Annotated in this window: 21 protein-coding genes; 7 read left to right on the top strand and 14 right to left on the bottom strand. The window is 68.6% G+C overall.

Annotation, left to right across the window (positions count from 1 at the left end; all coding sequences use genetic code 11):
- Window positions 1–15: 15 nt before the first annotated feature.
- From ACR9Y5_RS16390 to ACR9Y5_RS16420, 7 genes are all read right to left on the bottom strand, one after another.
- The gene (locus tag ACR9Y5_RS16390; RefSeq protein ID WP_481298948.1) at window positions 16–1,536 is read right to left on the bottom strand and encodes a CoA-acylating methylmalonate-semialdehyde dehydrogenase; all 1,521 of its coding nucleotides are present in this window, start codon (window positions 1,534–1,536) and stop codon (window positions 16–18) included.
- On the bottom strand, window positions 1,533–2,360 hold the full coding sequence (locus ACR9Y5_RS16395) for an SDR family NAD(P)-dependent oxidoreductase (protein WP_481298949.1): 828 nt from the start codon (window positions 2,358–2,360) through the stop codon (window positions 1,533–1,535). The genes ACR9Y5_RS16390 and ACR9Y5_RS16395 overlap by 4 nt, the downstream gene beginning before the upstream one ends.
- Before the next feature lie 29 nt (window positions 2,361–2,389).
- The gene (locus ACR9Y5_RS16400; protein WP_481298950.1) at window positions 2,390–3,448 is read right to left on the bottom strand and encodes a zinc-dependent alcohol dehydrogenase; all 1,059 of its coding nucleotides are present in this window, start codon (window positions 3,446–3,448) and stop codon (window positions 2,390–2,392) included.
- 48 nt (window positions 3,449–3,496) lie between these two features.
- Window positions 3,497–4,642 (bottom strand): M24 family metallopeptidase, encoded by a 1,146-nt coding sequence (locus tag ACR9Y5_RS16405; protein WP_481298951.1) that lies wholly within the window; start codon window positions 4,640–4,642, stop codon window positions 3,497–3,499.
- A gap of 68 nt (window positions 4,643–4,710) precedes the next feature.
- A complete protein-coding gene (locus ACR9Y5_RS16410) occupies window positions 4,711–5,757 on the bottom strand; it encodes an ABC transporter permease (protein WP_481298952.1) in 1,047 nt (348 codons plus the stop codon).
- Between the two features lie 35 nt (window positions 5,758–5,792).
- Window positions 5,793–7,262: a sugar ABC transporter ATP-binding protein gene (locus ACR9Y5_RS16415; RefSeq protein WP_481298953.1), complete on the bottom strand. Its 1,470-nt coding sequence runs from the start codon at window positions 7,260–7,262 to the stop codon at window positions 5,793–5,795.
- 10 nt (window positions 7,263–7,272) lie between these two features.
- Window positions 7,273–8,274, bottom strand: a complete 1,002-nt coding sequence (locus tag ACR9Y5_RS16420; protein WP_481298954.1) for a sugar ABC transporter substrate-binding protein — start codon at window positions 8,272–8,274, stop codon at window positions 7,273–7,275.
- Window positions 8,275–8,398: 124 nt separating this feature from the next.
- On the opposite strand from ACR9Y5_RS16420, the gene ACR9Y5_RS16425 reads away from it, so the two are divergent.
- Together ACR9Y5_RS16425 and ACR9Y5_RS16430 are read left to right on the top strand one after the other, a co-directional pair.
- The gene (locus tag ACR9Y5_RS16425; protein WP_481298955.1) at window positions 8,399–9,088 is read left to right on the top strand and encodes a GntR family transcriptional regulator; all 690 of its coding nucleotides are present in this window, start codon (window positions 8,399–8,401) and stop codon (window positions 9,086–9,088) included.
- A gap of 23 nt (window positions 9,089–9,111) precedes the next feature.
- Entirely contained in the window at window positions 9,112–9,975 is an 864-nt protein-coding gene (locus tag ACR9Y5_RS16430) for a sugar phosphate isomerase/epimerase family protein (RefSeq protein ID WP_481298956.1), read from the top strand.
- A 2-nt stretch (window positions 9,976–9,977) separates the two neighbouring features.
- On the opposite strand, the gene alr is transcribed toward ACR9Y5_RS16430, so the two are convergent.
- Genes alr through ACR9Y5_RS16445 form a run of 3 tightly spaced genes read right to left on the bottom strand, consistent with a single transcriptional unit; the run spans window position 9,978 to window position 13,765 of the window.
- Entirely contained in the window at window positions 9,978–11,162 is a 1,185-nt protein-coding gene (gene alr, locus ACR9Y5_RS16435; protein ID WP_481298957.1) for an alanine racemase, read from the bottom strand.
- Window positions 11,159–12,274 carry an alanine dehydrogenase gene (gene ald / locus ACR9Y5_RS16440; protein ID WP_481298958.1) on the bottom strand — a complete coding sequence of 372 codons (1,116 nt, stop codon included), beginning with the start codon at window positions 12,272–12,274 and terminating at the stop codon, window positions 11,159–11,161. Before ald ends, alr begins: the two co-directional genes overlap by 4 nt.
- Window positions 12,275–12,322: 48 nt before the next feature.
- Complete coding sequence (locus tag ACR9Y5_RS16445) at window positions 12,323–13,765, bottom strand: serine hydrolase domain-containing protein (protein ID WP_481298959.1); 1,443 nt, start codon at window positions 13,763–13,765, stop codon at window positions 12,323–12,325.
- A gap of 163 nt (window positions 13,766–13,928) precedes the next feature.
- Between ACR9Y5_RS16445 and ACR9Y5_RS16450 the strand changes: the two genes are divergently transcribed.
- A complete protein-coding gene (locus tag ACR9Y5_RS16450) occupies window positions 13,929–15,617 on the top strand; it encodes a PucR family transcriptional regulator (RefSeq protein ID WP_481298960.1) in 1,689 nt (562 codons plus the stop codon).
- Here the strand turns inward: ACR9Y5_RS16450 and ACR9Y5_RS16455 are convergent.
- Complete coding sequence (locus tag ACR9Y5_RS16455; RefSeq protein WP_481298961.1) at window positions 15,579–16,658, bottom strand: dipeptidase; 1,080 nt, start codon at window positions 16,656–16,658, stop codon at window positions 15,579–15,581. The two genes, ACR9Y5_RS16450 and ACR9Y5_RS16455, sit on opposite strands and share 39 nt — an antisense overlap.
- A 117-nt stretch (window positions 16,659–16,775) precedes the next feature.
- Between ACR9Y5_RS16455 and ACR9Y5_RS16460 the strand changes: the two genes are divergently transcribed.
- From ACR9Y5_RS16460 to ACR9Y5_RS16475, 4 genes are all read left to right on the top strand, one after another.
- Window positions 16,776–17,834 (top strand): P1 family peptidase, encoded by a 1,059-nt coding sequence (locus ACR9Y5_RS16460; RefSeq protein ID WP_481298962.1) that lies wholly within the window; start codon window positions 16,776–16,778, stop codon window positions 17,832–17,834.
- A complete protein-coding gene (gene cuyB / locus ACR9Y5_RS16465; protein WP_481298963.1) occupies window positions 17,827–18,603 on the top strand; it encodes a cysteate racemase in 777 nt (258 codons plus the stop codon). The genes ACR9Y5_RS16460 and cuyB overlap by 8 nt, the downstream gene beginning before the upstream one ends.
- Window positions 18,600–19,901: a Glu/Leu/Phe/Val family dehydrogenase gene (locus tag ACR9Y5_RS16470; protein ID WP_481298964.1), complete on the top strand. Its 1,302-nt coding sequence runs from the start codon at window positions 18,600–18,602 to the stop codon at window positions 19,899–19,901. Before cuyB ends, ACR9Y5_RS16470 begins: the two co-directional genes overlap by 4 nt.
- A 66-nt stretch (window positions 19,902–19,967) precedes the next feature.
- Entirely contained in the window at window positions 19,968–21,038 is a 1,071-nt protein-coding gene (locus ACR9Y5_RS16475) for a serine hydrolase domain-containing protein (protein ID WP_481298965.1), read from the top strand.
- A gap of 4 nt (window positions 21,039–21,042) precedes the next feature.
- Here ACR9Y5_RS16475 and ACR9Y5_RS16480 read toward each other — a convergent pair whose 3' ends face one another.
- The 3 genes from ACR9Y5_RS16480 to ACR9Y5_RS16490 are packed head-to-tail and all read right to left on the bottom strand — an operon-like array spanning window position 21,043 to window position 24,736.
- Window positions 21,043–21,828 (bottom strand): ABC transporter ATP-binding protein, encoded by a 786-nt coding sequence (locus ACR9Y5_RS16480; protein ID WP_481298966.1) that lies wholly within the window; start codon window positions 21,826–21,828, stop codon window positions 21,043–21,045.
- Window positions 21,829–23,775: a dipeptide/oligopeptide/nickel ABC transporter permease/ATP-binding protein gene (locus ACR9Y5_RS16485; RefSeq protein WP_481298967.1), complete on the bottom strand. Its 1,947-nt coding sequence runs from the start codon at window positions 23,773–23,775 to the stop codon at window positions 21,829–21,831.
- Window position 23,776: 1 nt separating this feature from the next.
- A complete protein-coding gene (locus ACR9Y5_RS16490) occupies window positions 23,777–24,736 on the bottom strand; it encodes an ABC transporter permease (protein ID WP_481298968.1) in 960 nt (319 codons plus the stop codon).
- Window positions 24,737–24,810 lie beyond the last annotated feature (74 nt).

Genomic DNA, 24,810 nt, shown 5'->3' on the forward strand with positions numbered 1-24,810 from the left:
GGCACGCGTGCCCTCTCAGTGGGTTGACGGGAAGTCCATGCTGGCCCGGACCCGCGACGACTGGTCCGGCCATCGCGTGGTGACCACCTTGCCGCGAGTGTAGAACGCGACGCCTTCCGGCCCGTAGATGTGGGAGTCGCCGAACAGCGAATCCTTCCACCCGCCGAAGGAGTAGTTGGCCAGAGGCACCGGGACGGGCACGTTCACGCCGACCATCCCGACGGTGACGGCGCGCTGGAAGCGGCGCGCGGCCGAGCCGCTCGCGGTGAAGATGGCGGTGCCGTTGCCGTACGGAGACTCGTTGATGATGGCGATCGCGTCCTCCAGGGTCTCGGCGCGGAGCACGACGAGCACCGGGCCGAAGAGCTCTGTCCGGTATGCGTCCACCTCGCGCGACACATGGTCCAGGATCGTGGGGCCGAAGAAATTGCCCTCCGTGTGACCGTCCACGACGAGGTCACGGCCATCGAGGACGACGCTCGCCCCCGCGGCCTCCGCCTCATCGACGGCCTGCCGGAGCCGATCCACCGACTGCCGGGTGATGAGCGGGCCCATCTCGTTCGACGGGTCGGAACCGTTTCCGACGGCGATGGCTGCGGCGAGCTCCCGGATGCGCGGCGTGAGTTCGTCCACCGCGTCGCCCACCGCTATGACGACGGAGATCGCCATGCAGCGCTGCCCCGCCGACCCGAACGCCGCGGCGACGAGGTGCTCAGCCGCATTGTCGAAGTCCGCGTCGGGCATCACGACGGCGTGGTTCTTGGCGCCGCCGAGCGCCTGGACCCGCTTCCCGTGCCGGGTGCCGGTCTCGTAGATGTACTTCGCGACCGGGGTCGAGCCGACGAACGACACCGCCGCGACGTCGCGATGCCGGATGAGGCGGTCCACCGCGACCTTGTCTCCCTGGATGACGTTGAACACGCCGGGCGGAAGGCCGGCCTGCGTCCACAGCTCGGCGAGCCGCACCGACGTGGACGGGTCGCGCTCGGAGGGCTTGAGGACGAACGTGTTGCCGGCAGCGATCGCCAGCGGAGCCATCCAGAGCGGGACCATGGCGGGGAAGTTGAAAGGCGTTATCCCCACGACGACGCCGAGAGGCTGACGGAACGAGTGGACGTCGATGCCCGTGGAACCCTGATCCGTGAACTCGCCTTTGAGGAGCTCCGTGATGTTGCACGCGAGCTCCACGATCTCAAGACCCCGCTGGAGCTCGCCCTTCGCGTCGCTGAGGACCTTCCCGTGCTCCCGGGTGATGATCTCGCTCAGCTCATCGATATGACTCGCGAGGAGCTCGCGGAACCGGAAGAGGATCGCCTGCCGTCGACCGAGTGACATCTCGGCCCAGCTCTCCGCCGCCGCGCGGGCGATCTCGACTGCAGCGTCGACGTCTTCGATGCTTGCCAGGCGGAGGGTGGATCCGGTCCGGCCCGTTGCGGGATCGATGATCGGGACCCGGAGACCGCCCGTCCCGGGGAACGGCCGTCCGCCCACGTAGTGGCCGACCTCCGGCAGGGCCGCAGTCAGTGTCTCGGTCACGAGATCTTTCCCAGACTGCGATTGAGCTCCTCGGCGCCGGCCAGGTGGTCGAAGACCACCGTCGTCATGCCTCCGGTCACGTTGATCGACTCGCCGGAGATGCTTCGCGCGTGCGGGCCCATGAGGAACACCACCAGGTCGCCGATGTCCTGGGGCGTCTGAGGGCGGCCGACGGGGATGGGCTTGACGTGCTCTGCGAAGATCTCATCCGCCGGAACCCCGGTCTCGGCCGACTCCTGGTCGAGGATGCGATCCCAGATCGGAGTGCGGACGATCCCCGGGCAGATGGCGTTGACCGTGATATCCAGGGGGCCGAAGTCGAAGGCGAGGCCGACCGTGAACCCGATCACCCCCGCTTTGGAGGCGGCGTACGCGGCCTGGAGGGCAGCCGGGTTCACGCCGGAGATGGAGGCGATGTTCACGACCGCGCCACCCCCGTTCTCGTTCAGGACCGTGCCGATCGCGTGCGTGGCGCGGAACGTGCCTTCGAGGTTGACCCGCAGGATGCTCGTCCACTCCTCCGTCGTGTTCAACAGGAAGTGCTTGACCAGGGAGATGCCGGCGCAGTTGACCAGTCCCCAGGCGTTGCCGGTCTCCCGGGCTGCGTCGATGAGCAGCTGCTCGGACGACGGATCGGAGACGTCGGCGACGACGATCCTGGTGTGCGGGAGCTTGGCCGCCACCTCGTCGAGCCTTTCCCGGTTCAGGTCGATCAAGATGACGCCGTAGCCGTCGTCGGCCAGTGCCGATGCGACTCCGGCGCCGATGCCGGAGGCCGCGCCCGTGACGGCGACCCAGCGCCGCTCCGTTGATGTGTTGGTCATGAGCCTGTCTTTCTTGGTTCGTGGAGTCGTCACGGCTTGAAAACGATCTTGAGTCCTTCGCCGCGCTGGGCGAGGGCGATGCCTTCGCGGACCTGGTCGAGGGGGAGGACGTGGCTGACGATGTGCTCGAGCGGCAACGCCTTCGACTCGATGAGGTCCAGGGCCTGTTGCATCGTGTAACGCATCAGGAAGACGCCGAAGATCTTCAGTTCCTTCGTGGTCACCTCCACGGGAGAGAACGATGCTCTGTAGGCGGAGTTGATACCGAGGACCGCGATGCGCGCCTCGTCGCCGGCGAGGGCGACCGCCGTGTCGAGCTGGTTGCCGACGGCCTCGATGACGATGGTGGGACCGCGGCCTTTGGTCACCTGCTGCACGATGGCGTGCGCATCCTCGGTGATCGGGTTGACGACCACGTCGGCGCCGACGGCCAGTGCCACCTTCGCCCGAGCTTCGGACGGCTCGAGGACCACGATCTTCCCTGCTCCGAAGTGACGCAGTGCGGCCACCGTCAGCAGGCCGATCGGACCTCCACCGATGACGACGGCGTTCTCGCCTCCGCGGACGCCCACCTTGTTGACCGCGTTGAGCGCGCATCCGAGAGGTTCGGCGAGCACGATGTACTCCTTGGGGATGTCGGGATTCACCGTGTACGCGAAGTAGCTGGGGACGCGCACGTACTCGGCCATCCCCCCGTCCCAGAAGAAGCCGGGCGTGTTCGGCCAGGGATAGTCGAGGTGCGGATTGTCGAACAGCGGCTCGCAGAAGTTCGGCCTGCCGTCCTTGCACGGACCGCACCGTCCGCACGGAGGATTCTGGTCGACCGCTACGGAGTCTCCGACCGAGACGTTCCCGACGGCCGGGCCCACGGCGACGACCTCGCCGCAGAACTCGTGGCCGAAGATCACACCGGGAAGGCCGGGGTGGGTCGGTGGCACGTGCAGCGCGTGCAGATCGGAGCCGCAGATACCGACCGCCCCTACCTTGATGACGATGTCGTCGTCCGCCACGACCGTGGGGATCGGACGCTGCTGCAGTTCGAGTCCGTCGGCACCTTGGAAGATGGCCGCCAACATGGTGTCGCTCATTGTGTTCATGCCTCCTGGCATCAGGTTCGTTTCGAATGGTCCGAATGGTCAGTTCGCGATGGAGTCGAGCTCTCCGAGGAGTCTGCCGCCCGCGTTCCAGCCGCGCGCGTCGTCCCCGAGCGCGCGGTAGCCGGTCTCGGTGACGATGACGGTGTCCTCGAGTTTGATGAAGCCCCGGGTCGGGTGGAGCATCGTGGTCTCGATGGAGAGGACCATCCCCTCCTCCAGCGGCCTTCCGCCGTCCTCGTTGGGGTACGGCACCGCGCCCGTGTCCGTGAGCCGCGGGGCTTCGTGGCTGACGAGCCCCATGCCGTGAGCCAGGAACACCGTGTACGGCTTGTGTTCGCTCCGGTCGAGGAGCTTCCGCGCTTCGGTGAAGATCTCCTGCCCGATGGCACCCGGCTTGATCGGCTGCCTCGCCGCCTGCTGGATCTCCTCGATCGCCGCCAGGGCGTCCTCCAGTTCGCTGTCCGGGTCGCCGAGCACGGCCATGCGGGCGAGGTCTCCGATGTAGCCGGAGAGATTCCCTCCCGAGTCGAGGCAGAGCACGTCGCCCTCCTCCCACCGCTGGTCGGAGGGCGCCCGGTTGAAGCTCGGGCCGGCGCTCACCAGGCAGTACTCGAAAAGCATGCCGCGGGCCGTCTGCTCCTGCCGGAGCGCTTCCACGAGTTCACGCTTGGTCGTCCCCGCCCCGTGCGTGTCGAACACCGCCTTCATCGACTCGACGATGCCGCGCGAGGAGGCTTCGAGGAGACGGAGTTCGGCCGGCGACTTGCGCGCGCGGAGCCGCTCCAGCACGAACTGGGCGTCGGCGAGCTCGATCTGCGAGGCGGCCGTCAGCGGAACGAATGCTTCGACGGGAAGGAAGGAACCCTCGATGCCGACCCTCGCGGTGCGGCCGAAGACGCGCCCGAGGTGGGCGATCGCCGCGTCGATCGCATCCTTCGCCCCCCAGGTGGACGTTTCCACCTGCGGGACCCAGATCGGATCGACTTCCAGTTGCCAGGCCTCCATGACGTTGGCGATGTAGCGGGCACTGTCGAGGTCGCCCCGGACGTAGACGAGGACGGGCAGATACCGGCTGACGCCGATGGCGTCCATGTAGTCGAAGAAGAAGAATCTGTGGCCGCCCAGCAGGTACTGCACGTTGTGCTTCGACGTCACGAGCAGGGCGTCGAGACCGGCCTCTTCCATCAGCCGATCCAGGTGTCCGTTGTTGAATGGTGGCATGTTGCCGCTCTCTTTCTCGCGCATTGCGCTGTCTAATTCGTGACGGAGTTCTTGCGCCTGGCCAGGCGCCGCCCGTTGAATGCGTCCAGGAGGACGGCCACGAAGATGAGTGCGCCCTGCATGAACTGCACCCAGAACGGGCTGACGTTGAGCAGCGTGAGACCGTTGTTGATCACGCCGATCAGGAGCACGCCGATCGCTGTGCCGATCATGCTTCCCTTTCCGCCGAAGAGGCTCGTCCCGCCGATCACCACGGCGGCGATGACCTGGAGCTCGAGTCCGGTGGCGGCGGTGGGGGTGGCGGACCCGAGGCGTCCGACCAGGATGACCGCGGCCAGCCCGGCGCAGAGCCCGGCGATCGCGTAGACCGCGAACAGGATCCGCTGGTCACGGATGCCGGCCAGCCGTGCGGCCTCGCGGTTGCCGCCCACCGCGTACACCTTGTGTCCGAACGTGCTCTTCACGAGCACGATGTGGCCGATGATGAAGACGAGCACGGTGACGATCAGCGGCACCGGGATGCCGGCAACCACTCCCCCACCCAGCCACGTGAACGAGGCGGGGAGCTCGTACACGCTCTGCCCCTGGCTCAGCTGGAGCGTCAGCCCCCGGGCCATTCCCAGGACGGCGAGGGTGACGATGAACGGCGTGAGCTTCAGCCACGTGACGGAGACGGAGTTGAACATCCCGACGAGGACGGCGAGCACGATGGCGATGAGCACACCGGTCCATCCGTCCACGCCCGCCTTGACGAGGATGGCTGCGACCATCCCGGACAGCGCCACGTTCGAGCCGACCGAGAGGTCGATGCCACCGGTGATGATCACGAATGTGCCGCCGACCGCCGCGATTCCCACGACCGCCGACTGGACGACGATGTTCGTCAGGTTGTCGACGGTCAGGAAGTGCCTGGAGAGGAAGCTCATGACGATGCACGCGACGATGAGGGCGACGAAGATCGGCACCACCGGGTTGCGTACGAGGCGCGAACCGGAGTACCAGCGGTGGCCGTCGGTCGGTGCTGCAGTCCGCTGGTGAAGTTCTATGGTGGAAGCGGCAGCTTCCTTTACTGGGTTCACGGTTAGCCTTTCAGGGATTTCGGTCATGGGAGGCATCAACCGGCCGCTGCGAGCCGGAGCACTTCTTCGCGGTCGAAGTCATCGCGCCGGATCTCCATGACGACCCGGCCGGAGCGCATGACGTACGCCCGATCGGACATCGCCAGCACCTCTTCGGTGTCGGAGCTCGTGACCACGACGGCGGCCCCACGCTTGGCCATATCGAGGATGTGCCGGTGAATGCTGGATTTCGCGCCGATGTCGACTCCCCGGGTGGGGTCATCGAGGAGCACCACCTTGGGCGACCCCTCTGCGACCCTGGCCAGCACGACCTTCTGCTGGTTCCCGCCTGACAGCCGGCCGACCATCTGATACAGGGAGTCGAACTTCACGCCGAACTTCGCAACACCGTCCATCGCGACCGCGCGCTGGCGCGCCGCCCGGATCCACCCGAATCGGGAGACCCGATCGTAGAGGCCGATGGTGATGTTGTTCTCGATGCTCGATTCGAGGATCAGCCCCTCGACCTTGCGGTCTTCGGGAGCGTAGGCGACACCGAGCCTCCGTGCGGCCGGAATGTCGCCGTTGGGCAGCTCGGCGCCGTCGATGACGACCCGTCCTTCCGAGCGCTTCACGACGCCCGCGATCGATTTCATCAGTTCCGTACGGCCGGCGCCGGCGAGGCCGATGAGCCCGACGATCTCACCGGCGCTGGCGCTGATGTCCGCACTCTTGACTCCCGGCGCGACGACGCTCTCCACCAGGAGCCGAAGCTCCCCCTGCGGGCGCGGTTCCCACGGGTATGCCTGATCGAGGTCTTTGGCGAGCATCGTCTTGACCAGTCGCTCCTCCGTCCACTCCTCGGTCGGAGCGCTGCCCACAACGCTCCCGTCGCGGAGGACGGCGATGGTGTCGGCGATCCGGAACAGTTCGTCCAGATGGTGGCTGACGTAGAGGATCGCGAGGCCCGCGTCGCGGAGGTGCTCGATCGTGGTGAGCAGCGATTCGACTTCGCTCTCGGGGAGCGACGACGTGGGCTCGTCGAAGACGAGCACACGGGCGTCCCGGGCCAGGCACCGAGCGATCTCGATCAACTGGCGCTGCGCCAGGGGCAGCGTGCTGATGGGTGCGTCGACGTCCAGGTGCTCGAGTCCGACGCGTTCCAGCGCGGCCTTCGCACGCCTCCTGTTCGACGCGCTCCGCGTGATGCCCCAGCTGTGGGACTGCCGGTTGAGGAGGACGTTCTCCAGGACGCTCATGTCGGGGATGTCGGTGAGCTCCTGGTAGATGACGCTGACGCCCGCTTCGATCACCGCGCCCGGCTCGGGGGCGAGTTCGACACCGTCGAGGAACACCGCTCCGCTGTCCGGGCGCTCGGCACCCGAGAGCACCTTGATGAACGTCGACTTCCCTGCACCGTTCTCGCCCGCGAGAGCGGTGACCGTGCCCGCATGGAGTTCCAGGCTGACATCGTCGAGGGCGCGAACCCCGGGGTACACCTTGGTGATACCCCGGAGTTCGACCAAGGGCTGATCGCTAGACTTCATCCGCCCAGATCCCGTAGCTCTTGACTTCGTCGGAGTCGATGTTCTCCTTGGTGATCAGCTGCGACGGCCAGTCGATCTGGCCACCGACCTTCTTGCCGGCCTTCAGTTCGCCGAGGATGTCCATGGCCTTCTCGGACATCTTGATCGGGTTCTGGCTGATGCTCGCGTCCTGGACGCCGTTTCGGACGTCCTCGATCGACGGCTTGGAACCGTCGACGCCGATCACGTAGATGTGCCCGGGCTGTCCCACCGGCTTGTAGCGCCCTGCGGCCTTGATCGCCGCGGTGACACCGATGGCTTCGGCATCGTTGCCGCAGAAGACCGCATCCACCTGCGGGTTCGCCTGCAGGATGTTCGACATGGCCGTGTTCGACTGCTGGGTGTCGTACTGCCCGTCGGCCGTGGCCACGACGTTGATGCCGGGGTACTTCTTGATGGCCTCGACGAATCCCTCGCTGCGGTGCGACCCGGAGGGGGTGCCGATGATGCCGGTGATGTTCACCACGTTGCCCTTGGGGGAGCCGTTCTTCTTCGTGAGGAAGTCGGCGATCTGCTTCGCCGCTTCCTCGCCGGCGCCTTTGTCATTGACCTGGATCGTCGCCGCGATCTTGGGCTGGACGGAGTCCGCGATCGAGATCACGGGGATGTGCGCCGCGTTGGCGGCTGCGATCGCGGGGGCGATCGCCTTGCCGTCGGCGGGCGTGAGCAGGATGTACTTCACTCCGCGGTTGACCAGGTTCTCGATGTCCGTCACCTGCTGGGCGGGATCCGAGTTCGCGTTGGTGGTCACCAGCTCGAAGTTGTGCTTCTTGGCCCCGGCTTTCAGGCCCTTGAGCATGCCCGCGAAGAACGGGTTGGAAACGGTGTACGTCGAATAGCCGACAAGGGTCTGGTCGGCCCCGGCCCCTCCGGATGAACATCCCGCCAGCGCCGCGGCGGCCAGGACTGTGCCGACGCCGAGGGCGACGGCTCGTTTCAGTGATTGCTTCATTGCAACTCCATTTCGGGTGGCGACAGTCGCCTGTCGACAGGATACGAATCTCGTGTCAGAATTGTCAACAGTCGGCTGAGAGGCCGCGCTAGGTTCTGACCGAACAGTCAGGAGAGAGCTGGAAATGACACCGGAATGGGCACTGCTGAACCTCGACGAGAACGTCCCGAAGCGGGCGCCCTCGCTCGCCGATCAGACGTATGAAGCATTGAAGGGCTGGATCGTCAACGGCGACCTGGAACCGGAGACCACCTTGAGCGAAAACGACCTCGCGCGCCGCTTCGCCATCAGCCGGTCTCCCCTTCGCGAGGCCATCCGGCAGCTGCAGGACGAGGGGCTGCTCGAACCGTCGGGGCCGCGGGGCTTCAGCGTCCCGCCCCTGAACGTCGACCTGGTCCGCCAGGTGTACGGCGTCCGGATCGCGCTGGAGACGGAGGCGGCCGCGCACGCACACGTCCCTGCGAAAGAGCTCGACGACATGGCCCCCCGGCTCGACGCCATCCAGGCGGCGATCGGGGCCGGCGACCTGGGTCCCTTCAACGCGTCGGATTTCGCCTTCCACGATCTGTTCATTCAGCACAGCGGGAACGCGCTCCTGATCAAGCACATCCATCGGCTCCGCGGAAACGTGCAGCGCATCATCAACTTCGCAGGCGCCTTCCAGTCCCATACCGAGGCCTCGTTCGCCGAGCACCTCGTCATCTTCGACGCGATGCGCCGCGACGACCAGAAAGCCCTCACCGAGTCGGTCAGAGCCCATATCAGCAACGTGACCCGACGCGTCATCGAACGCCTCAACGATCAGCCGGGCTGAGCCGGCACGAAAGGACCACACGAATGAGCAACGACGCTCCCCGGTTTCTCGCCACCTGCTGGACCTCCGGCGGCAACATCATGCCGGCCCGCACGGGCGAGTACAGCCCCATCCCGGTGGACCGGCGCATCCTCGCCGTGGCGGAAGCCGGTTTCTCCGGTTTCGGCATCAACTACGCCGACCTCACCGTCGTCGAGCAGACGATCGGGTTCGCGCAGCTGCGCCGGCTTCTGGATGCCGCCGGGATCGAGGATGTCGAACTGGAGTACATCGACGACTGGTGGCTCGACGGGGACCGCAGGCAGGCGTCCGACCGGGTCAGGGCGCTTCTTCTCGAGGCAGCCGCCGAACTCGGCGCACGTCACATCAAGGCGGGACTCGGCCAGGCCGGAGACACCTTCGATCAGAACCGCATCTACGACGAGTTCGACGAGTTGTCCTGGCAGGCACTGCAGACGGGAACCCGAATCGCTCTCGAACCGGCCGCCTTCTCCATGACCCCGACCATCACCCCGGCGGCGGCGATGGTGGGCGAACTGAGCAACCCGGGGGGCGGCCTTCTCGTCGACATCTGGCACATCTACCGCAGCGGACAGTCCTACGAGGACATGGCCGAGATCCTGCCGGCGGAGCACATCTTCGCCGTCGAACTCAACGACGGCGCCGCTGAGCCCAGGGGCACCCTCTACGAAGACACCTTCGACAACCGCTTGTACGTCGGGGAGGGCGTCTTCGACGTGCCGGGGTTCGTCCAGACCCTCATCAGCCTGGGCTACCAGGGACCATGGGGCCTGGAAATGATGTCGGAGAACTATCGGAGCCTGAGCCCCGAGGAGGGGACCCGCGAGGTGATCCGGGCCGCCCGGGAGTGCTTCCGAACGCTCTGACTTCATCGATCCGTCTCGATCGGCGCTGGTCTCCATTCCCCGCCTGCCGCGTACAGCCGGGGCACGCGCGGCCCGATCCGTGTGACGATCTCGTAGTTGATCGTTCCGGCCGCCCGCGCCCAGTCGTCGGCGGTCGTCCCGCCGGAGCCGAACAGTTCGACCACGTCGCCCACCCGGGGACGATCGTCGACGTCGAGGCTCGCGCGACTCAGGTCCACGACGAGCTGGTCCATCGCGATGCGGCCGATCACCGGGAACGCGCGGCCGGCGATGGCGACGCTCGCACCCCGGGAACTGCGTGGAACACCGTCGGCGTAACCCAGCGGGACGAGACCGACGGTGACGGCGCCCTCGGAGATGTAGTCGTAGCCGTACGAGACTCCGTGCCCGGGCGGAAGGGTCTTGATGTGGCTCAGCCTCGTGCGCACGCTCATGGCCGGCTGGAGCCCGATGGTCCCGCCGCCGCCGGCGAAAGGGCCGAGACCGTAGAGGCCGATGCCGACCCTGACCAGGTCGAAATGCAGATCCGGGCGGCTGAGTGTCGCGGCCGTGTTGGCCACGTGGCGGAGCCCGGGAGCGATGCCGGCGCCTTCGAGAAGGTCGATCGCGGCCAGGAAGGTATCGCGCTGCGCGTCGGTCTCGGCGCGCCGAGCCGGATCGTCGGCCACCGCCAGGTGCGTCATGACGCCGTCGACGACGGCCGAGCCTTCCGCCTGGAGGGCCGCCAGTCGCGCGACGAGCTCGTCGAGCGCGCCCGGTGCCGCCCCGTTGCGGCCGAGGCCCGTGTCGACCTTCACGTGCAGCCGCGCGGGCGTGCCCGACTCCCGGGCCGCCTCGGCGATCTGCTCCAGCTCCGGCCCGGACACCGCCAGAGCGATGTCGTGCTCGATCGCCGTCCGGAACGCCGATGCCGGTGTGTGCAGCCACGCCAGGACGGGTTGGGTGATGCCGGCCTGGCGCAGTGCGACCGCCTCGGAGATGTGCGCCACGCCGAGCCAGGTGGCGCCCCCGCTGAGGGCCGCGCGCGCCGTCTCGACGGCGCCGTGACCGTAGCCGTCGGCCTTGACGACCGCCATCACCTCGGCGGGCCGCGCGAGCTCGACGAATCGCCGCGCGTTCTCCTCGATCGCGAGCGTGTCGATCAGCGCCGCGCGTTCGACGCCGGCCGGCCAGCCGGGTGACGTCATGCGGCCAGTTCGAGAGCGTCGGCCGGAACCAGACCGAAGGCAGCCGCGACCCCTTCGTTGGCGACCTGCCCGGCGTGAGTGTTGAGTCCCTTCGCCAGGCCTCCGTCCACCTGCACCGCCTTCCGCCATCCCAGCTCCGCGAGCTTCAGCGCGTAAGGCAGGGTCGCGTTCGTCAACGCCCGGGTGGAGGTCTCCGGAACGGCTCCGGGCATGTTCGCCACGCAGTAGTAGAGCGAGTCGTGCACAGCGAAGGTGGGATCGTCGTGCGTGGTCGGGCGGCTGCCCTCGAAACAACCGCCCTGATCGATGGCGATGTCGACCAGCACCGAACCCGGCCGCATGTCGGCGACCATCGCGTCGGTGACGAGTTTCGGCGCAGCCGCACCGGGGATGAGGACGGAGCCGATGACCAGATCGGCCTCCCGGAGTTGCGAGGCGATCTCAAGCCTGCTCGAGTGGCGGGTCTGGATGCTGTTGCCGAACAGGGCTTCGAGCTGCCGGAGCCTCGGCAGGGAGACGTCGATGACGGTGACGTCAGCGCCCAGCCCGACGGCGTTGCGGGCGGCGTGCTCGCCCGCGACCCCGCCGCCGATGACGACGACCTTCGCCCGGCGCGTGCCGGGGACGCCGCCGAGCAGCGCGCCGCGACCGCCGGCGGGACGCAGCAGGTGGTACGCGCCCATCGGGATCGAGAGCCGGCCGGCCACCTCGCTCATGGGCGCCAGGAGCGGGAGACTGCGATCCGGGAGCTGCACCGTCTCGTAGGCGATCGCGGTGGTGCCCGCTGCGAGCAACGCGTCCGTGCACGGCTTCGACGCCGCCAGGTGCAGATAGGTGAACAGCACCTGGTCGTCGCGCATGCGCGCGTATTCGGCCTCGATCGGCTCCTTGACCTTCAGGAGGAGGTCGCCGCGCTCCCAGACCTCGTCCGCCGTCTCCACGATCCGGGCGCCGGCCAGCCGGAACGCGTCATCACTGATCCGGGAGCCGGCACCGGCCCCCGCCTGGACGAAGACGTCATGTCCGCGTGCGACGAGCGCGTCGACTCCTTCCGGCGTGACTGCCACTCGCTGTTCGTTGTTCTTGATCTCTGCGGGGATTCCGACGCGCATGATCACGTGCCTTTCGTGTTGGTGGTGCTGATGGGAGGGTGTGGCCGGCTACCGGGCGGCGACGTCGAGCTCGGCGCCGGTCGGGAAGAGCGTCATCCCGCCGCGGCCTTCGATACGGACGGTCGTGCCGCGGTCGTCGCGCACGTAGTGCATCCGCTCGCCGAGCAGCCCGGAGGCCGCGCCCAGGTAGCGGAGCTCGTCCGGCGCCGTCACCACCACGCGGCTGGCGGATGCGGCCGGCGACGCGGCGCCCCGGTGGCCGATCGTGAAGAGCTTGCCGCCGAGCGCGGCGACATCCGTCACGCCCCATTCCGTGGCGAATCGGCCGACGAAGGGAGCCATCTCGGCGGCGGAGAGCTCGACGAGCGGCGCGTCGGCGACGCCCGGGACGATGCCGGAACCGGACTCGGACCACGGATCTTCACCGGCGATGTCGAGCAGCTCGAGCACGCCGTTCATCAGGACATCGGTCGGAGCGTCGATCGCGTTGGTCATTATCGACACCACCAGGCCGGTCGCCTGGTTGAACATGCTGAGGCTCGCCTGCCCTCCGGGGTGACCTCCCGGCTGCCCCAGGAAGCGCGAACCGGACACGATGTGCGACTTCATCCCCGGCGTGAACGAGCTGGCACCTGACGGAGATGCGGGGTCGATCCACTCGGGATGCTGCATCAGCCGCTTGCTCCGGTCGGTGAGGATGCGCTCGTCGCCGAACAGGTGCGCCTCGAAATAACGCGCCAGATCCTCCGCCGTGGAGTAGAACCCTCCGCATGGCGCGGCGGCGCGCGAATCCACGAGGGGCAGCACCCTCCGTGTCCGAGACAGGTGCAGGCCGGAGTGACCGCTGACGAACTCGCCCTCCCGCGCGAGGTCGAGATCCGGTCCGGTGTCGTGGAGCCCGAGCGGGGCGATGATGTTGCTCTGCACATAGTCGGCGTAGGTCAGCCCGGTCGCCCGGGAGATCACGATGCCGAGCAGGTTGTAGCCGAGGTTCGAGTACTTGGCCGCGACGAGAGGGGCGAGCACGCGACCCTCCTCGATGACGGTGCGCAGTATCTCGGCCTCATCCGGGGACGGCTTCAGCAGCTGGCCGCGATCGGTGCCCCAGCCGTCGCAGATCAGGCCGGACGTGTGGGTGAGCAGTTCGCGCAGCGTGATCGCGGAGACGTCGGGGACGGACCCGAGCTCGGGCAGCAGCGCACCCAGCGCATCGTCCAGCCCGAGCACGCCACGCTCGACGAGTTGCAGCACGGCGGTGGCGGTGAAGGTCTTGCTCTGGGAGGCGATCCGGAAGAGACGGCTCGTCGAGACCGGCTGTCCGTCGCGCTCGCTCGTCACTCCGAGGGAGGCGGAGAACGCCAGTCGGCCACCGTAGCGGATCGCCACCTGCATGCCCGGGATCCTGTGCATCCACCGGCGGTACCGCAGCCAGTCGTCGAGATAGCCGAGCGCCCCGTCCCACCGCCGGAAGAGGGTCTCTCCGGTCGCCATGTGCGCTCCTTCGACACGTTGTCTCGCGACCGGAGTCCGCCCGGTCACGCTCCGAGCATTCCACCGGAACCGTCGCGAGCGCCTTGGCTGTCCGCACAAATGTCAACCGCAGGATGGGCCGTTCACACAAGGCACCCCTGGTCCTCGGTGTTAGCCTGACGCTATGAGCATCGACTCGGCGATCCCGGCGCGCGCGCTGTTCGGACGCGTGCTGGACGACCTCGGATCGACCTTCCTGAGTCTCGCGTTCGGGGAGGCGGACGAATCGGCGCCGATCGGCGGGGTGGCGATCTGGGACCCGGCCGACAAGCCCGAGCTGCCCGCCGGCGCGATCGTGCTCGGGATCGGCTTGCGCGGAGCGGAGGAGGTCACCAGGACGCTGGCGGAGATCGGCTCCAGCGGAGCGACCGCGCTCGTCCTCCGCGCCCCGATCCCCGACGGCGATGCCGTCGCTGCCGCGGCGTCGGAGACCGGTGTCGCCGTGCTCGCCCTGACGCGCGGCGCCTCCTGGACACAGCTCACGGCCATGCTCCGCTCGCTGCTCGCGGATCACGAGGTCGGCCAGCACGAACTCGGTTCGCTCGGCGGCGTCGAGTCCGGCGACCTGTTCGCCCTCGCGAACGCAGTCGCTGCGCTTCTCGACGCCCCGATCACGATCGAGGATCGGAGTTCGCGCCTGCTGGCGTTCTCCGGACGGCAGGAGGAGGCGGACGCGTCCCGGGTGGAGGCCATCCTCGGCCGCCAGGTGCCCGAGAGCGTCACGCAGGTCTACATGGAGAAGGGCGTCTTCCGCGAGCTCTACCGAAGCCAGGAGCCGATCTGGGTCGACGGCGACCGTCTGGGTCTCCAGCAGATGCCGCGCGTGGTGATGGCGGTGCGGGCCGGTGACGAAGTTCTCGGCTCGATCTGGGCCGCGGTGCGGGAACCGCTCAGCGAGGAGCGGACGGCCGCCCTGATCGAAGCGGCGAAAGTGGTCGCGCTCCACCTGCTCCGGGTGCGCGCCGGCGCCGACGTTGAGCGACGAGTGCGCAGCGACCTCGTGAGCAGCATCGTCCAGGGCGGAGCGGGCGCGAACGAGGCACTCTCGCATCTCGGCCTGACCGGCAAGCCCGCGGTCCTGCTCGCGCTCGAGGTCGCGCAGGCCGCCGACCCGGAACCCACTCTCGCCGCCAGCACAACCTACGAAGCGGAACGGATGCGCGTCAGCGACGCCTTCGCCATGCACGTCGGCGCGATGCATCCGCGGAGCGCGGCGGCGCTCGTCGGGACGGTGACCTACGCGCTCATCCCGACCACGCGGACAGGGGTGGCGGCGGAGGAGCGCGCCGTCGAGATCGCCCGGGACTTCCTGGAGCGCATCGGTACGCGGCACCGGCTCATCATCGGTGTCGGGCCGGTGGCGGTGTCACCGGCGGAGTTCGCGTCCTCCCGGGTCGCCGCGGAACGGGTCCTGCGCGTGCTTCGGGCCGACAACCGCTCGGAGCGTCGCGCGGCGAAGCTCGCCGACGTGCACTTCGACGCGCTCCTCATGGAGCTCCAGGACATCGCGTCGGCCAGGAACGACAGCATGACCGGCCCGATCGTGTCACTCGCCGAATACGACGCCCGGAACGGCACCGACCTCGTCGAGACGCTCTCCACGTGGTTCGACGCATTCGGGGACACCGCTGCGGCCGCCGCCACCGTCGGGATCCACCCGAACACCTTGCGGTACCGCCTGAAACGCATCTCGGAGATCACCGGCGTCGATCTGAACGAGCCCAACAGCAGGCTCGGGATGATGCTCCAGCTCAAGCTGATGGGAAGCCGTCGTTCAGCGGGCTCCGCGGGCGGAGTCGTCGACGTCGGCTAGCACCCGCATCATGTTCCGCGAGGCGATCCGGCCGAGCTCGTCGGCACTCCAGCCGCGCGCGGACAGTTCGTCGAACAGCGCGGGGTAGCCCGCCACGCTCTCGAGCCCTGCCGGGAAGCTGTCGCACCCGTCGTAGTCGCCTCCGAGCCCGATGTGATCGAGCCCCGCGACCTCTCGCGCGTGTTCGACGTGGTCGGCCACGTCCGCCACGGATGCCCGGGGACCCGGATGCGTGCGCGTCCAGCCGTCCGCCTCCTCCGGCGTCATCCCGGCTGTCGCCTCGTCCTTCTCCTGATGCCAGCTCCAGACCGGGTCCGACACGAACTGCGGCACGAACGTGACCATGCAGATGCCGCCGTTGACCGCGAGCCTGCCGAGCACATCGTCCGGCACGTTGCGCGGATGGCTCGTCACGCTGAAGCAGGACGAATGGCTGAACATCACCGGCGCGCGCGAGCGATCGAGAGCGTCGCGCATGGTCGTGGCCGCGACGTGCGAGATATCGACGATCACGCCGAGCCGGTTCATCTCATCGACGACCCTTCCGCCGAACTCGCCCAGGCCGCCGGCGACCGCGATGTCGGTGGCCGAATCGGCCCACGAGAGGCTCTCGTTGTGCGTCAGAGTCAGGTAGCGCAGTCCGAGCTGCGCGAGGAGCCGCAGGACGTCCAGGGATTCGCCGAGGCACCTCCCGCCTTCCGCGCCCAGGAGCGAGGCGATCTTGCCGGCCCCCCGGGCGGCGATCACGTCGTCCGCCGTGCGGGCGAACTGGAGGCTGTGGGAGTTGAACGCGATGAGCCTCCGCACCAGGTTGATCTGCTCCAGTACCTGCCGCACGGCCGTCGGATCCGGTGCCGACCCCGGGACGAAGACCGACCAGAACTGCGCGCCCACCCCGCCCGCGCGAAGGCGGGGCAGATCGGTGTGCAGCTCGGGCCGGACGGCGGAGATGTCCAGCGAGGACTCAGGGCCCAGGGTTCGCAGTTTCCAGGCCAGATCGTTGTGCCCGTCGAACACGGGCTCCGTCGGAGAAAGCAGCACCCTGTCATCATGCCGCCGGGCGCCCCGACGGCGGTTTGGCCGATCACACAATCAGAGCCGCCAGAATCGTTCGAGTACATCATGTGATCCGTCCGGTGAAAGTGCATGCTCCGTTGTATGGGCGCGAGCAGAGCTGACCGCCGGGCGGTGCAGGCCCCGGACACACCACTTACGTCGACCCTCGATCCCCTCTTCCGGACCTCATCCGGCCGGTTCCCCAGCGGCCCGACCAATTCGATCGGCGACGCCGGTCCGATCCGTGTCGGCCATACCACGCTCGACGACGGCGATTCGATCTTCAGCGGGGCGACCGCCATCGTCATCGACGGCGTCTCGCCGGCCGACCCTGCGCGGGCGGGGATGTTCGTCGGGAACGGTCACGGCAAGTTCGTCGGAGCGACGCAGGTCGTCGAGCTCGGCAGAGTCGAGACGCCCATCATCCTCACCTCCACGCTTTCGTCCTTCCGCGCCGCCGATGCCGTCGTCACCTGGGCACTCGATGAGCTGACGCCGCGACCAGCGTCGATCAACCCGATCGTGGGCGAGATCAACGACTCCTGGCTGTCGAGCCGGAACCCCCGGCCCGTCACCGTGGAGGCCGTGCTGTCGGCCATCGGAAGCGCCCGGCCCGGTCCGTTTCTGCGTGGAAGCGTCGGCGGCGGGACCGGCGCCTGTGCGCTGGGCTTCAAGGGCGGCATCGGCACAGCCTCCCGGCGTGCAGCGGCGGTCACCGTCGGCGCGATCGTCCAGGCGAACATGAGCGGACAGCTGCGGCTGGACGGCCGCACGATCCTTCCGGCGGACCTCGGTACCCCGACCGCCGGCCCGGAGACCGAATACGGCTCCTGCGTCATCGTGATCGCCGTCGATGCGCCGTTCGAGGCGAACCTGCTGCGGCGGATCGCCTCGCGCGGGGTGTACGCCCTGGCCAGGGTCGGCGCCCGGTTCAGCACCGGCAGCGGTGACTACGCGATCGCCGTCTCGACCCAGCCGGGCTCGCTCATCCAGGAGCCGTCGGACGCCGTGGTGAACGCGGTCTTCGAGGCGACGATGGAGGCCGTCGAAGACGCTGTCCTCGACGCGTTGATGTCCGCGACGACGAAACGCTCATCGAACGGACACATCGGGTTCTCGATCCAGGACGCGATCGCGGCGATGTCGAGCAGCCATGCGTGAGTCGGCGGCTCCGTCCCTCATCGGCGTGCTGGGGGGCATGGGCCCGGCCGCGACCGCCGACTTCATGCGGAAGCTGGTCGCTGCGACACCGGCGGAGCGGGAGAGCGACTACACGCCGATCGTCGTGTGGTCGAACCCCGGCATCCCGGACCGTACCCGCGCGCTCCTCGGGCTGGGGCCGAGCCCCGTTCCGGCGATGCTCGACGGGATCGTGCGCCTGCGCGGCGCCGGCGCCGACGTCATCGCGATTCCGTGCAACACGGCCCACGCCTTCCTTCCCGCGCTGCAGGCAGCGATCGACGTCGAGATCCTCGACATGGTCGAGCTCGCCACGGCGGCGGCCGCTGCCTTCCGGCCGGATGTGAGCCGCGTCGGGATCCTCTCGACCGCCGGAACCCGGTTGGCCGGGCTGTACTCGTCCGCATGCCGCTCCCGCGGCTTGATCCCGCTCGAACTCGATCCGGAACGGCAAGCTCAGCTCTCCGACCGGGCCATCGGACTGGTCAAGGCGGGCCGCGATCTCCCCCGCGCAGAACAGTTGATCCTGGAGGCCGCCACAATCCTGCGCGATCGAGGCGCGGACGTCGTCATCGCCGGCTGCACCGAGATCCCCCTGGTCTCCACCCTGGCCGACGCGATCGTTCCCGTGATCGATGCGACGGCATGCCTGGCGAAGGCCGCCATCGACCGGGTGCGCCACGGCACAGCCGACATCGCACGATCCACCGGGCGGGTTCAGCCCAGCCCTGCCGAAAGAGGAGTCTCATGATCAGCGACACCGCACTGCGCCCGGAGACGGCGGGTACCCCTGAGCAGACAGGGTCCGCCGACGGACCGCTCGACGACGCGAAACGTCAGCTGAGGATGGCGACCTCGCTGCTCGGATACGACGAAGGCACGTACGAGATGCTGGCCACCCCGAGACGCGAGGTCACCGTGTCCGTGCCGCTCCGGCTCGACAGCGGAGCAGTCGAGCTGCTCATCGGCCACCGTGTTCAGCACAACTTCTCGCGTGGCCCGGCCAAGGGCGGCCTCCGCTACGCGCCCAGTGTCGATCTGGACGAAGTCCGCGCGCTCGCGATGTGGATGACGTGGAAGTGCGCACTGGTGGACCTTCCGTACGGCGGCGCCAAAGGCGGAGTGCGGATCGACCCGACCCGGTACTCGAGCAGCGAGCTCGAGCGGGTCACTCGCCGGTACACGAGCGAGATCAGTCCCCTGCTCGGGCCCGAGCGCGACATCCCCGCGCCGGATGTCGGCACCGACGAGCAGACGATGGCCTGGCTCATGGACACGTACTCCGTGACGCAGGGCCACACCGTCCTGGGAGCCGCGACCGGCAAACCCGTGAGTCTCGGCGGTTCCCTCGGCCGAGCGACAGCGACCGGGCGAGGCGTCGCGCTGGTGGCCCTGGCGGCGCTGCGCTCCCGCGGGCTCGATCCGCGCGGCGCGACGGCGGCAGTCCAGGGCTTCGGGAAGGTGGGCCGGCATGCAGCCGGCTTCCTCGCGCAAGCCGGGACGAGAGTCCAGGCCGTGTCCGACCAGTACGGAGCCGTCCGCAACCCCGAGGGCCTCGACCTGCAGGCCCTCGAACTGCACGTGCAGCAGACCGGCTCGGTCGTGGGCTTCGAGCGGGCCGAAGCCATCGACCCACAGGCCGTGCTCGCCGCCGACGTGGATCTGCTCGTTCCCGCGGCGATCGAAGGCGTCATCAACGCATCGAACGCCGGGGACGTCCGCGCGGACATCATCGTGGAGGGGGCGAACGGCCCGACGACAGCAGCCGCCGATGTCATCCTGGAGGCCAGGGGCCAGCTCGTCGTCCCGGATATCCTCGCCAATTCGGGTGGGGTGATCGTCTCGTACTTCGAGTGGGTGCAGGCGAACCAGGCGTACTGGTGGAGCGAGGCCGACATCAACGACCGCCTGGCCAGCCGAATGCGGACCGCGTGGGCGACCGTGGCCGATCACGCCACGCAGCTCGGCGTTCCGCTGCGCGTCGCGGCGACGTGCCTCGCCGTCGAGCGCGTCGCGAACGCCCACAAGCAGCGCGGGCTCTACCCCTGATCGGTCGCGCGCTAGATTACGAGGAACCTCGCATCGGCGTGCCCCTCACACCGGAGGACAACCACCGTGTCCCGATCCCTGACCTCGGTCATCGAGGCGATCGACGTGCGATCGCTCATCGCACTGAACCGCGTGCCCGGTTGTTCCGTCGCCGTGACGGAGGCAGGTCGGACGACCCTCTACGCCGCCGGCGTGCTGTCGGCGGACGATCCGAGGCCGGTCGACGAGGACACCATCTTCCAGGCCTGCTCCTTGAGCAAGCCCGTCTCCGTGCTGGCCGCCACGCGATTCGTCGACGACGGGCTGCTCTCCCTCGATGACGATGTGAACCCGATGCTCGTGGGATGGAGGCTGCCCGCCGACGGAGCCGATCGCCCCCGTGTGAGCCTCCGTCAGCTCGCGAGCCACACGGCCGGCCTCACGGTCTCCGGCTTCGACGGGTACGGAGTGGGCGCCGAGCTCCCCACCACGATCGAGATCCTCGCGGGAGAGCCGCCGGCGCACAACGGGCCGGTCCGGGCCGCCTTCGAGCCCGGCCTGCGGTTCCAGTACTCGGGCGGGGGCACGACGATCGTGCAGCTCCTCATCGAGTCGATCACCGGCCGGGCCGCCGCAGACTATCTCGACGACTACATCCTGCGCGCGTTCGGGATGATTCGCAGCGGATTCCTGCAGCCACTGCCCCCGGACCGCGCCGAGCTCGCCGCGCGCGGCCACGATCTCACCGGCACAGCCCTCGTCGGCGGCTGGCGGACGTATCCGGAGCTGTGCGCGGCCGGCCTGTGGTCGACCCCCGCCGACCTGAGCCGATTCATCCAGACCGTCCAGTCCCGCCTGCACCGGCCGGGCCCCGGACGCGAGGTCGTGCGGGCCATGCTGTCGCCGGTGGCCGCTCTCGGGTCCTCGGGAGGCCCGGCGGGGTTCGACGCCGTCGGCATGGGCTTCTTCCTCAAGACCGAGGGTGGCGCGACGACCTGGTTCGGCCATGACGGCTCGAACGCCGGCTACCGCTGTCACATGCTCGCGAGCGCGCGCGACGATCGGAGCCTCGTCGTCATGACCAACGGGGACGGCGGCGAACGCGTCGTCTCCCACGTGCTGCGGGCCCTCGAGCCGGTCCTCGCCGTGCGGGCGTGACGGCTCAGCGAGCGGCGCCGCCCACGGTCGGCGCCGCGTCGATGAGCCGGCGGGTGTACTCACTCCTCGGCCGTTCGATCACGTCGTCGGTGTCGCCCGATTCGACGACCTCGCCGTTGCGCATGACGCAGACGCGGTGGGCCAGATACCGCACGACCGCGAGATTGTGGGTGATGAAGAGCATCCCGACCTGGGTCTCCTCCTGCACATCCCGGAGCAGGTTCAGCGTGGCGGCCTGGACGGAGACGTCGAGCGCCGCGGTGATCTCGTCGGCGATCAGGATCTCCGGGCGCGCCGCCAGGGCGCGCGCGATCGCGACCCGTTGCCGCTGCCCTCCCGACAGGGCGGAGGGAAGGGCCTGCGCATGGGCAGGATCGAGGCGAACCAGCTCGAGCAGCGAGAGCACCTCCGCGCGCACGGCCGAGCTCCGGCGGATCCCGGCCGCGGCCAGCCCCTCGGCGATGGACGCGCCGACGCTCCTCCGCGGGTCGAGCGATGCGTACGGATCCTGGAAGACCATCTGCAGCTTCCTCCGGCGGCCCCGCATCGCGCGGGTCACCCGGCCCGAGGCCGGGTGGATCGGCTCACCGTCGAGGAGGATGGAACCGCCCGACACAGGCGCGAGCGACACGAGCGCGCGGGCGAGCGAGGACTTGCCCGAACCCGACTCGCCGACGAGCCCGAGCACGGAACCTCCCTCCACACGGAGACTGACCGAGTCCACGGCGTGCGTGGAACGGCTCGCGGCGCCGTACGTGACGCTGAGATCGATGACGTCGAGAGTGCTCATCTACCTCACCTCGAGAATGCTGGCCGACGAGTCGTCGTTCAGGGTTTCAGCCGGGGAACCGGAACCGGAATGGACGTCGTGCTGCGGATGCCAGCACGCCACGCGGCGATCGCGGTCGAATTCCACCAGCGGCGGACGTTCGGCCACGCATCTCGCATCCGCGAACGGGCACCGGGCTGCGAAGGCGCAGCCCGTCGCCGCGTCGCCGGGCTGCGGCGGTCGGCCGTTGATCGTGGCGAGCGGGAGGTTCCGGTCGGTCTTCATATCGGGCACGCTCGAGACGAGTGCGCGCGTGTAGGGATGCGCTTCACCGTGCGCGAGCTCGGAGAGCGGAAGGTCCTCGACGATCCGACCGGCGTACATCACCAGGACCCGGCTCGCGATCTCCGAAATGACGCCGATGTCGTGACTGATGAACAGGACGCCTGCGCCTGTCTCGGCGGCCGCCTTCCTGATCAAGGCGAGGATCTCGCGCTGGACCGTCACATCGAGCGCCGTCGTCGGCTCGTCGGCGACGATCAGCCTGGGCTGTCCCATGAGCCCCATCGCGATCATCGCCCGCTGCCGCATCCCACCGGAGAACTCGCTCGGGTACTGGCGCGCGCGGCGCTCAGGCGACGGGATCCTCACGGCGTTCAGCCTCGTGACCGCTTTGCTCCATGCCTCGCCCCGCCGCATGCCCTGATGGACGGTGGAGACCTCCGCCAGCTGCTTCCCGACACGCACGGCCGGGTTCAACGCCGACATCGGATCCTGGAACACCATCGCCAGCGACGTGCCGAGGAACCGCCGTTCAGCACGCGTCCGCGGATCGCGGATGTCCTCGCCCTCGAGCTCGAGCCGGTCGGCCGAGACGACGGCGTTGGACGGCAGCAGGGCGCTCACGGCGGACGCCATCAGGCTCTTTCCCGAGCCCGATTCGCCGACCACGCCGACGATCTCGCCAGGCGCGACCTCGAAGCTCACGTCGTGAACGGGCCGGTAGCCGGCTCCGAGACCCGGGAAGTCCACCGACAGGTTCTCCACGACCAGCACCGGGACCTCCCTTCGCTCCGGCGTGCTCACCGGAGCCGGGCGCGACTCGCCGGGAACGCCGGAGCTCCTGCGCCCGCGCACGGCAGTGGCGCTCCGGTTGAACGCGCCGGCCCCGAGCTCTCCGAAGAGGATGAAGGCCGTCCCCGTGAGCACGATCGCGAAGCAGGGGGCCAGCGCCGCCCACGGCTGGATGTAGATGTTGTTGAGCCCGTCGCTCAGCATCCGGCCCCAGTCGTAACTGGGACTCTGCACGCCGAAACCGAGGTATGAGAGCGCGGAGAAGGAGAGGAGCGCATAGCCGACGACCGTCGCGGAGTTCACGATCAAGGGCTCCGCGATGTTCGGCACGATGTGGCGGCCGACGAGGCGTGCGGAGTTGACACCGAGCAGCCGGGCCGCCGAGACGTAGTCGGCGCCGGCGACCGCGCTCGCGGTCGTGAAGGTGAGCCGGGCGATGTTCGGAGCCATCGCGATGGACAAGGCGATCACGGCGGGCCACGCGCCGATCCCGAAGATCAGGGAGAGGAACAGCGCCAGCAGCAGTCCGGGAAACGCGACGGCCAGGTTGATGAACCAGACCAGGCCGCGGGAGACCGGCCCCCTCACGACCACCGGGGTGGCGCCGAGGACGATTCCGATGACGGTCGCCAGCAGCGTCGTCACGACGGCGAGGAGCACGGAGATCCGGGCGGCGTAAAGGGTGCGCGAGAGCACGTCCCTGCCGAGCGCATCCGTTCCGAGCCAGTGCGCGCTCGACGGCCCTTGCAGCATGTTCAGGGAGTTGATCTGCGTCGCCGGCTTCTCCAGGAACATCGGCGCGAAGATCATCGTCGCGACGATGACGACCAGCAGCGACACGGCGACGATGCCGAGCGGTGCACGGAGGCCCTTGGCCCAACCGGAGATACGCATGTCAACTTTCTTTGATCGTCGACCGGGGGTCGATGATCGCGATGGTGATGTCTGTGACGAGGACGATGATCAGGACGGCCGCCCCGAAGATCAGGCCGAGTGCGGACACGACCGGGAAGTCCTTCTGGAGGGTCGAGGAGACGAGCTGCGCGCCGATCCCCGGCCACGCGAAGATCTGCTCCACCAGCACGGTGCCGGCGAGGAGGCTGCCGAGGATGAGTCCGCTGACGGTCAGCGTCGACGTCAGCATGTTGGGGAAGGCGTGCCGCAGATACGTCAGGCGCCACGGAAGCCGCTTCGCCCGCGCGGTCCTCATGTACTCCTGACCGAGCACGCGCTGGGTCTCGACACGGACGATGCGCGCGAGCAGGGCCGTCGGCCAGAGCGAGAGGGCGAGCACGGGTAGCACGTAGGAGGCCGGCCCGTCGTGTCCCGCGACAGGCAGAGCCTTGAGGCTGACGGCGAAGACGAATTGGAGGATCACGGCGAGCACGAAGTCCGGCAGCACCGACAGGACGCCCGTCGCCCCGGCGAAGCCGATGTGCAGCGCGCGGCGCTTCCCGTCCCGCGTCAGGATGCCCGTGATCATGCCGACCGGGATCGCCAGGACGACGGCCACGATGAACGCGCTGATAGCGAGGCTGAGGGTGATCGGAAGCTGCTGGGCGATCATGTCGCCGACCGGCAGGCCGGTGATGAGCGACGTACCGAACCGGCCGTGGATGAGATTGTCGAGGTACGAGACGTACTGCTGCCAGACCGGGCGGTCGAGGCCCAGCTGGTCCCTCACGTTGGCCACCGTCGCTGCCGGGACGTTGTTTCCGAGTGCGGTCCGGACGGGGTCGCCGGGGATCGCCTGGACCATCAGGAAGATCGCGGTCACCAGGATGAAGAGCGCAGCGACGAACTGCACGAGACGCCGGGTGAGGAAGCGGGCCCACGGGTGGGTGTGGGGGGCCACCCACCCGTGGTCGCTGCGAGCATCGCCCTGTGGTTCTGCCGTCTCAGCGTCTGCTGGGACGAGGGCTGCTTCCT

This window comes from Leifsonia sp. KNZ13-11D (genome assembly GCF_056754895.1).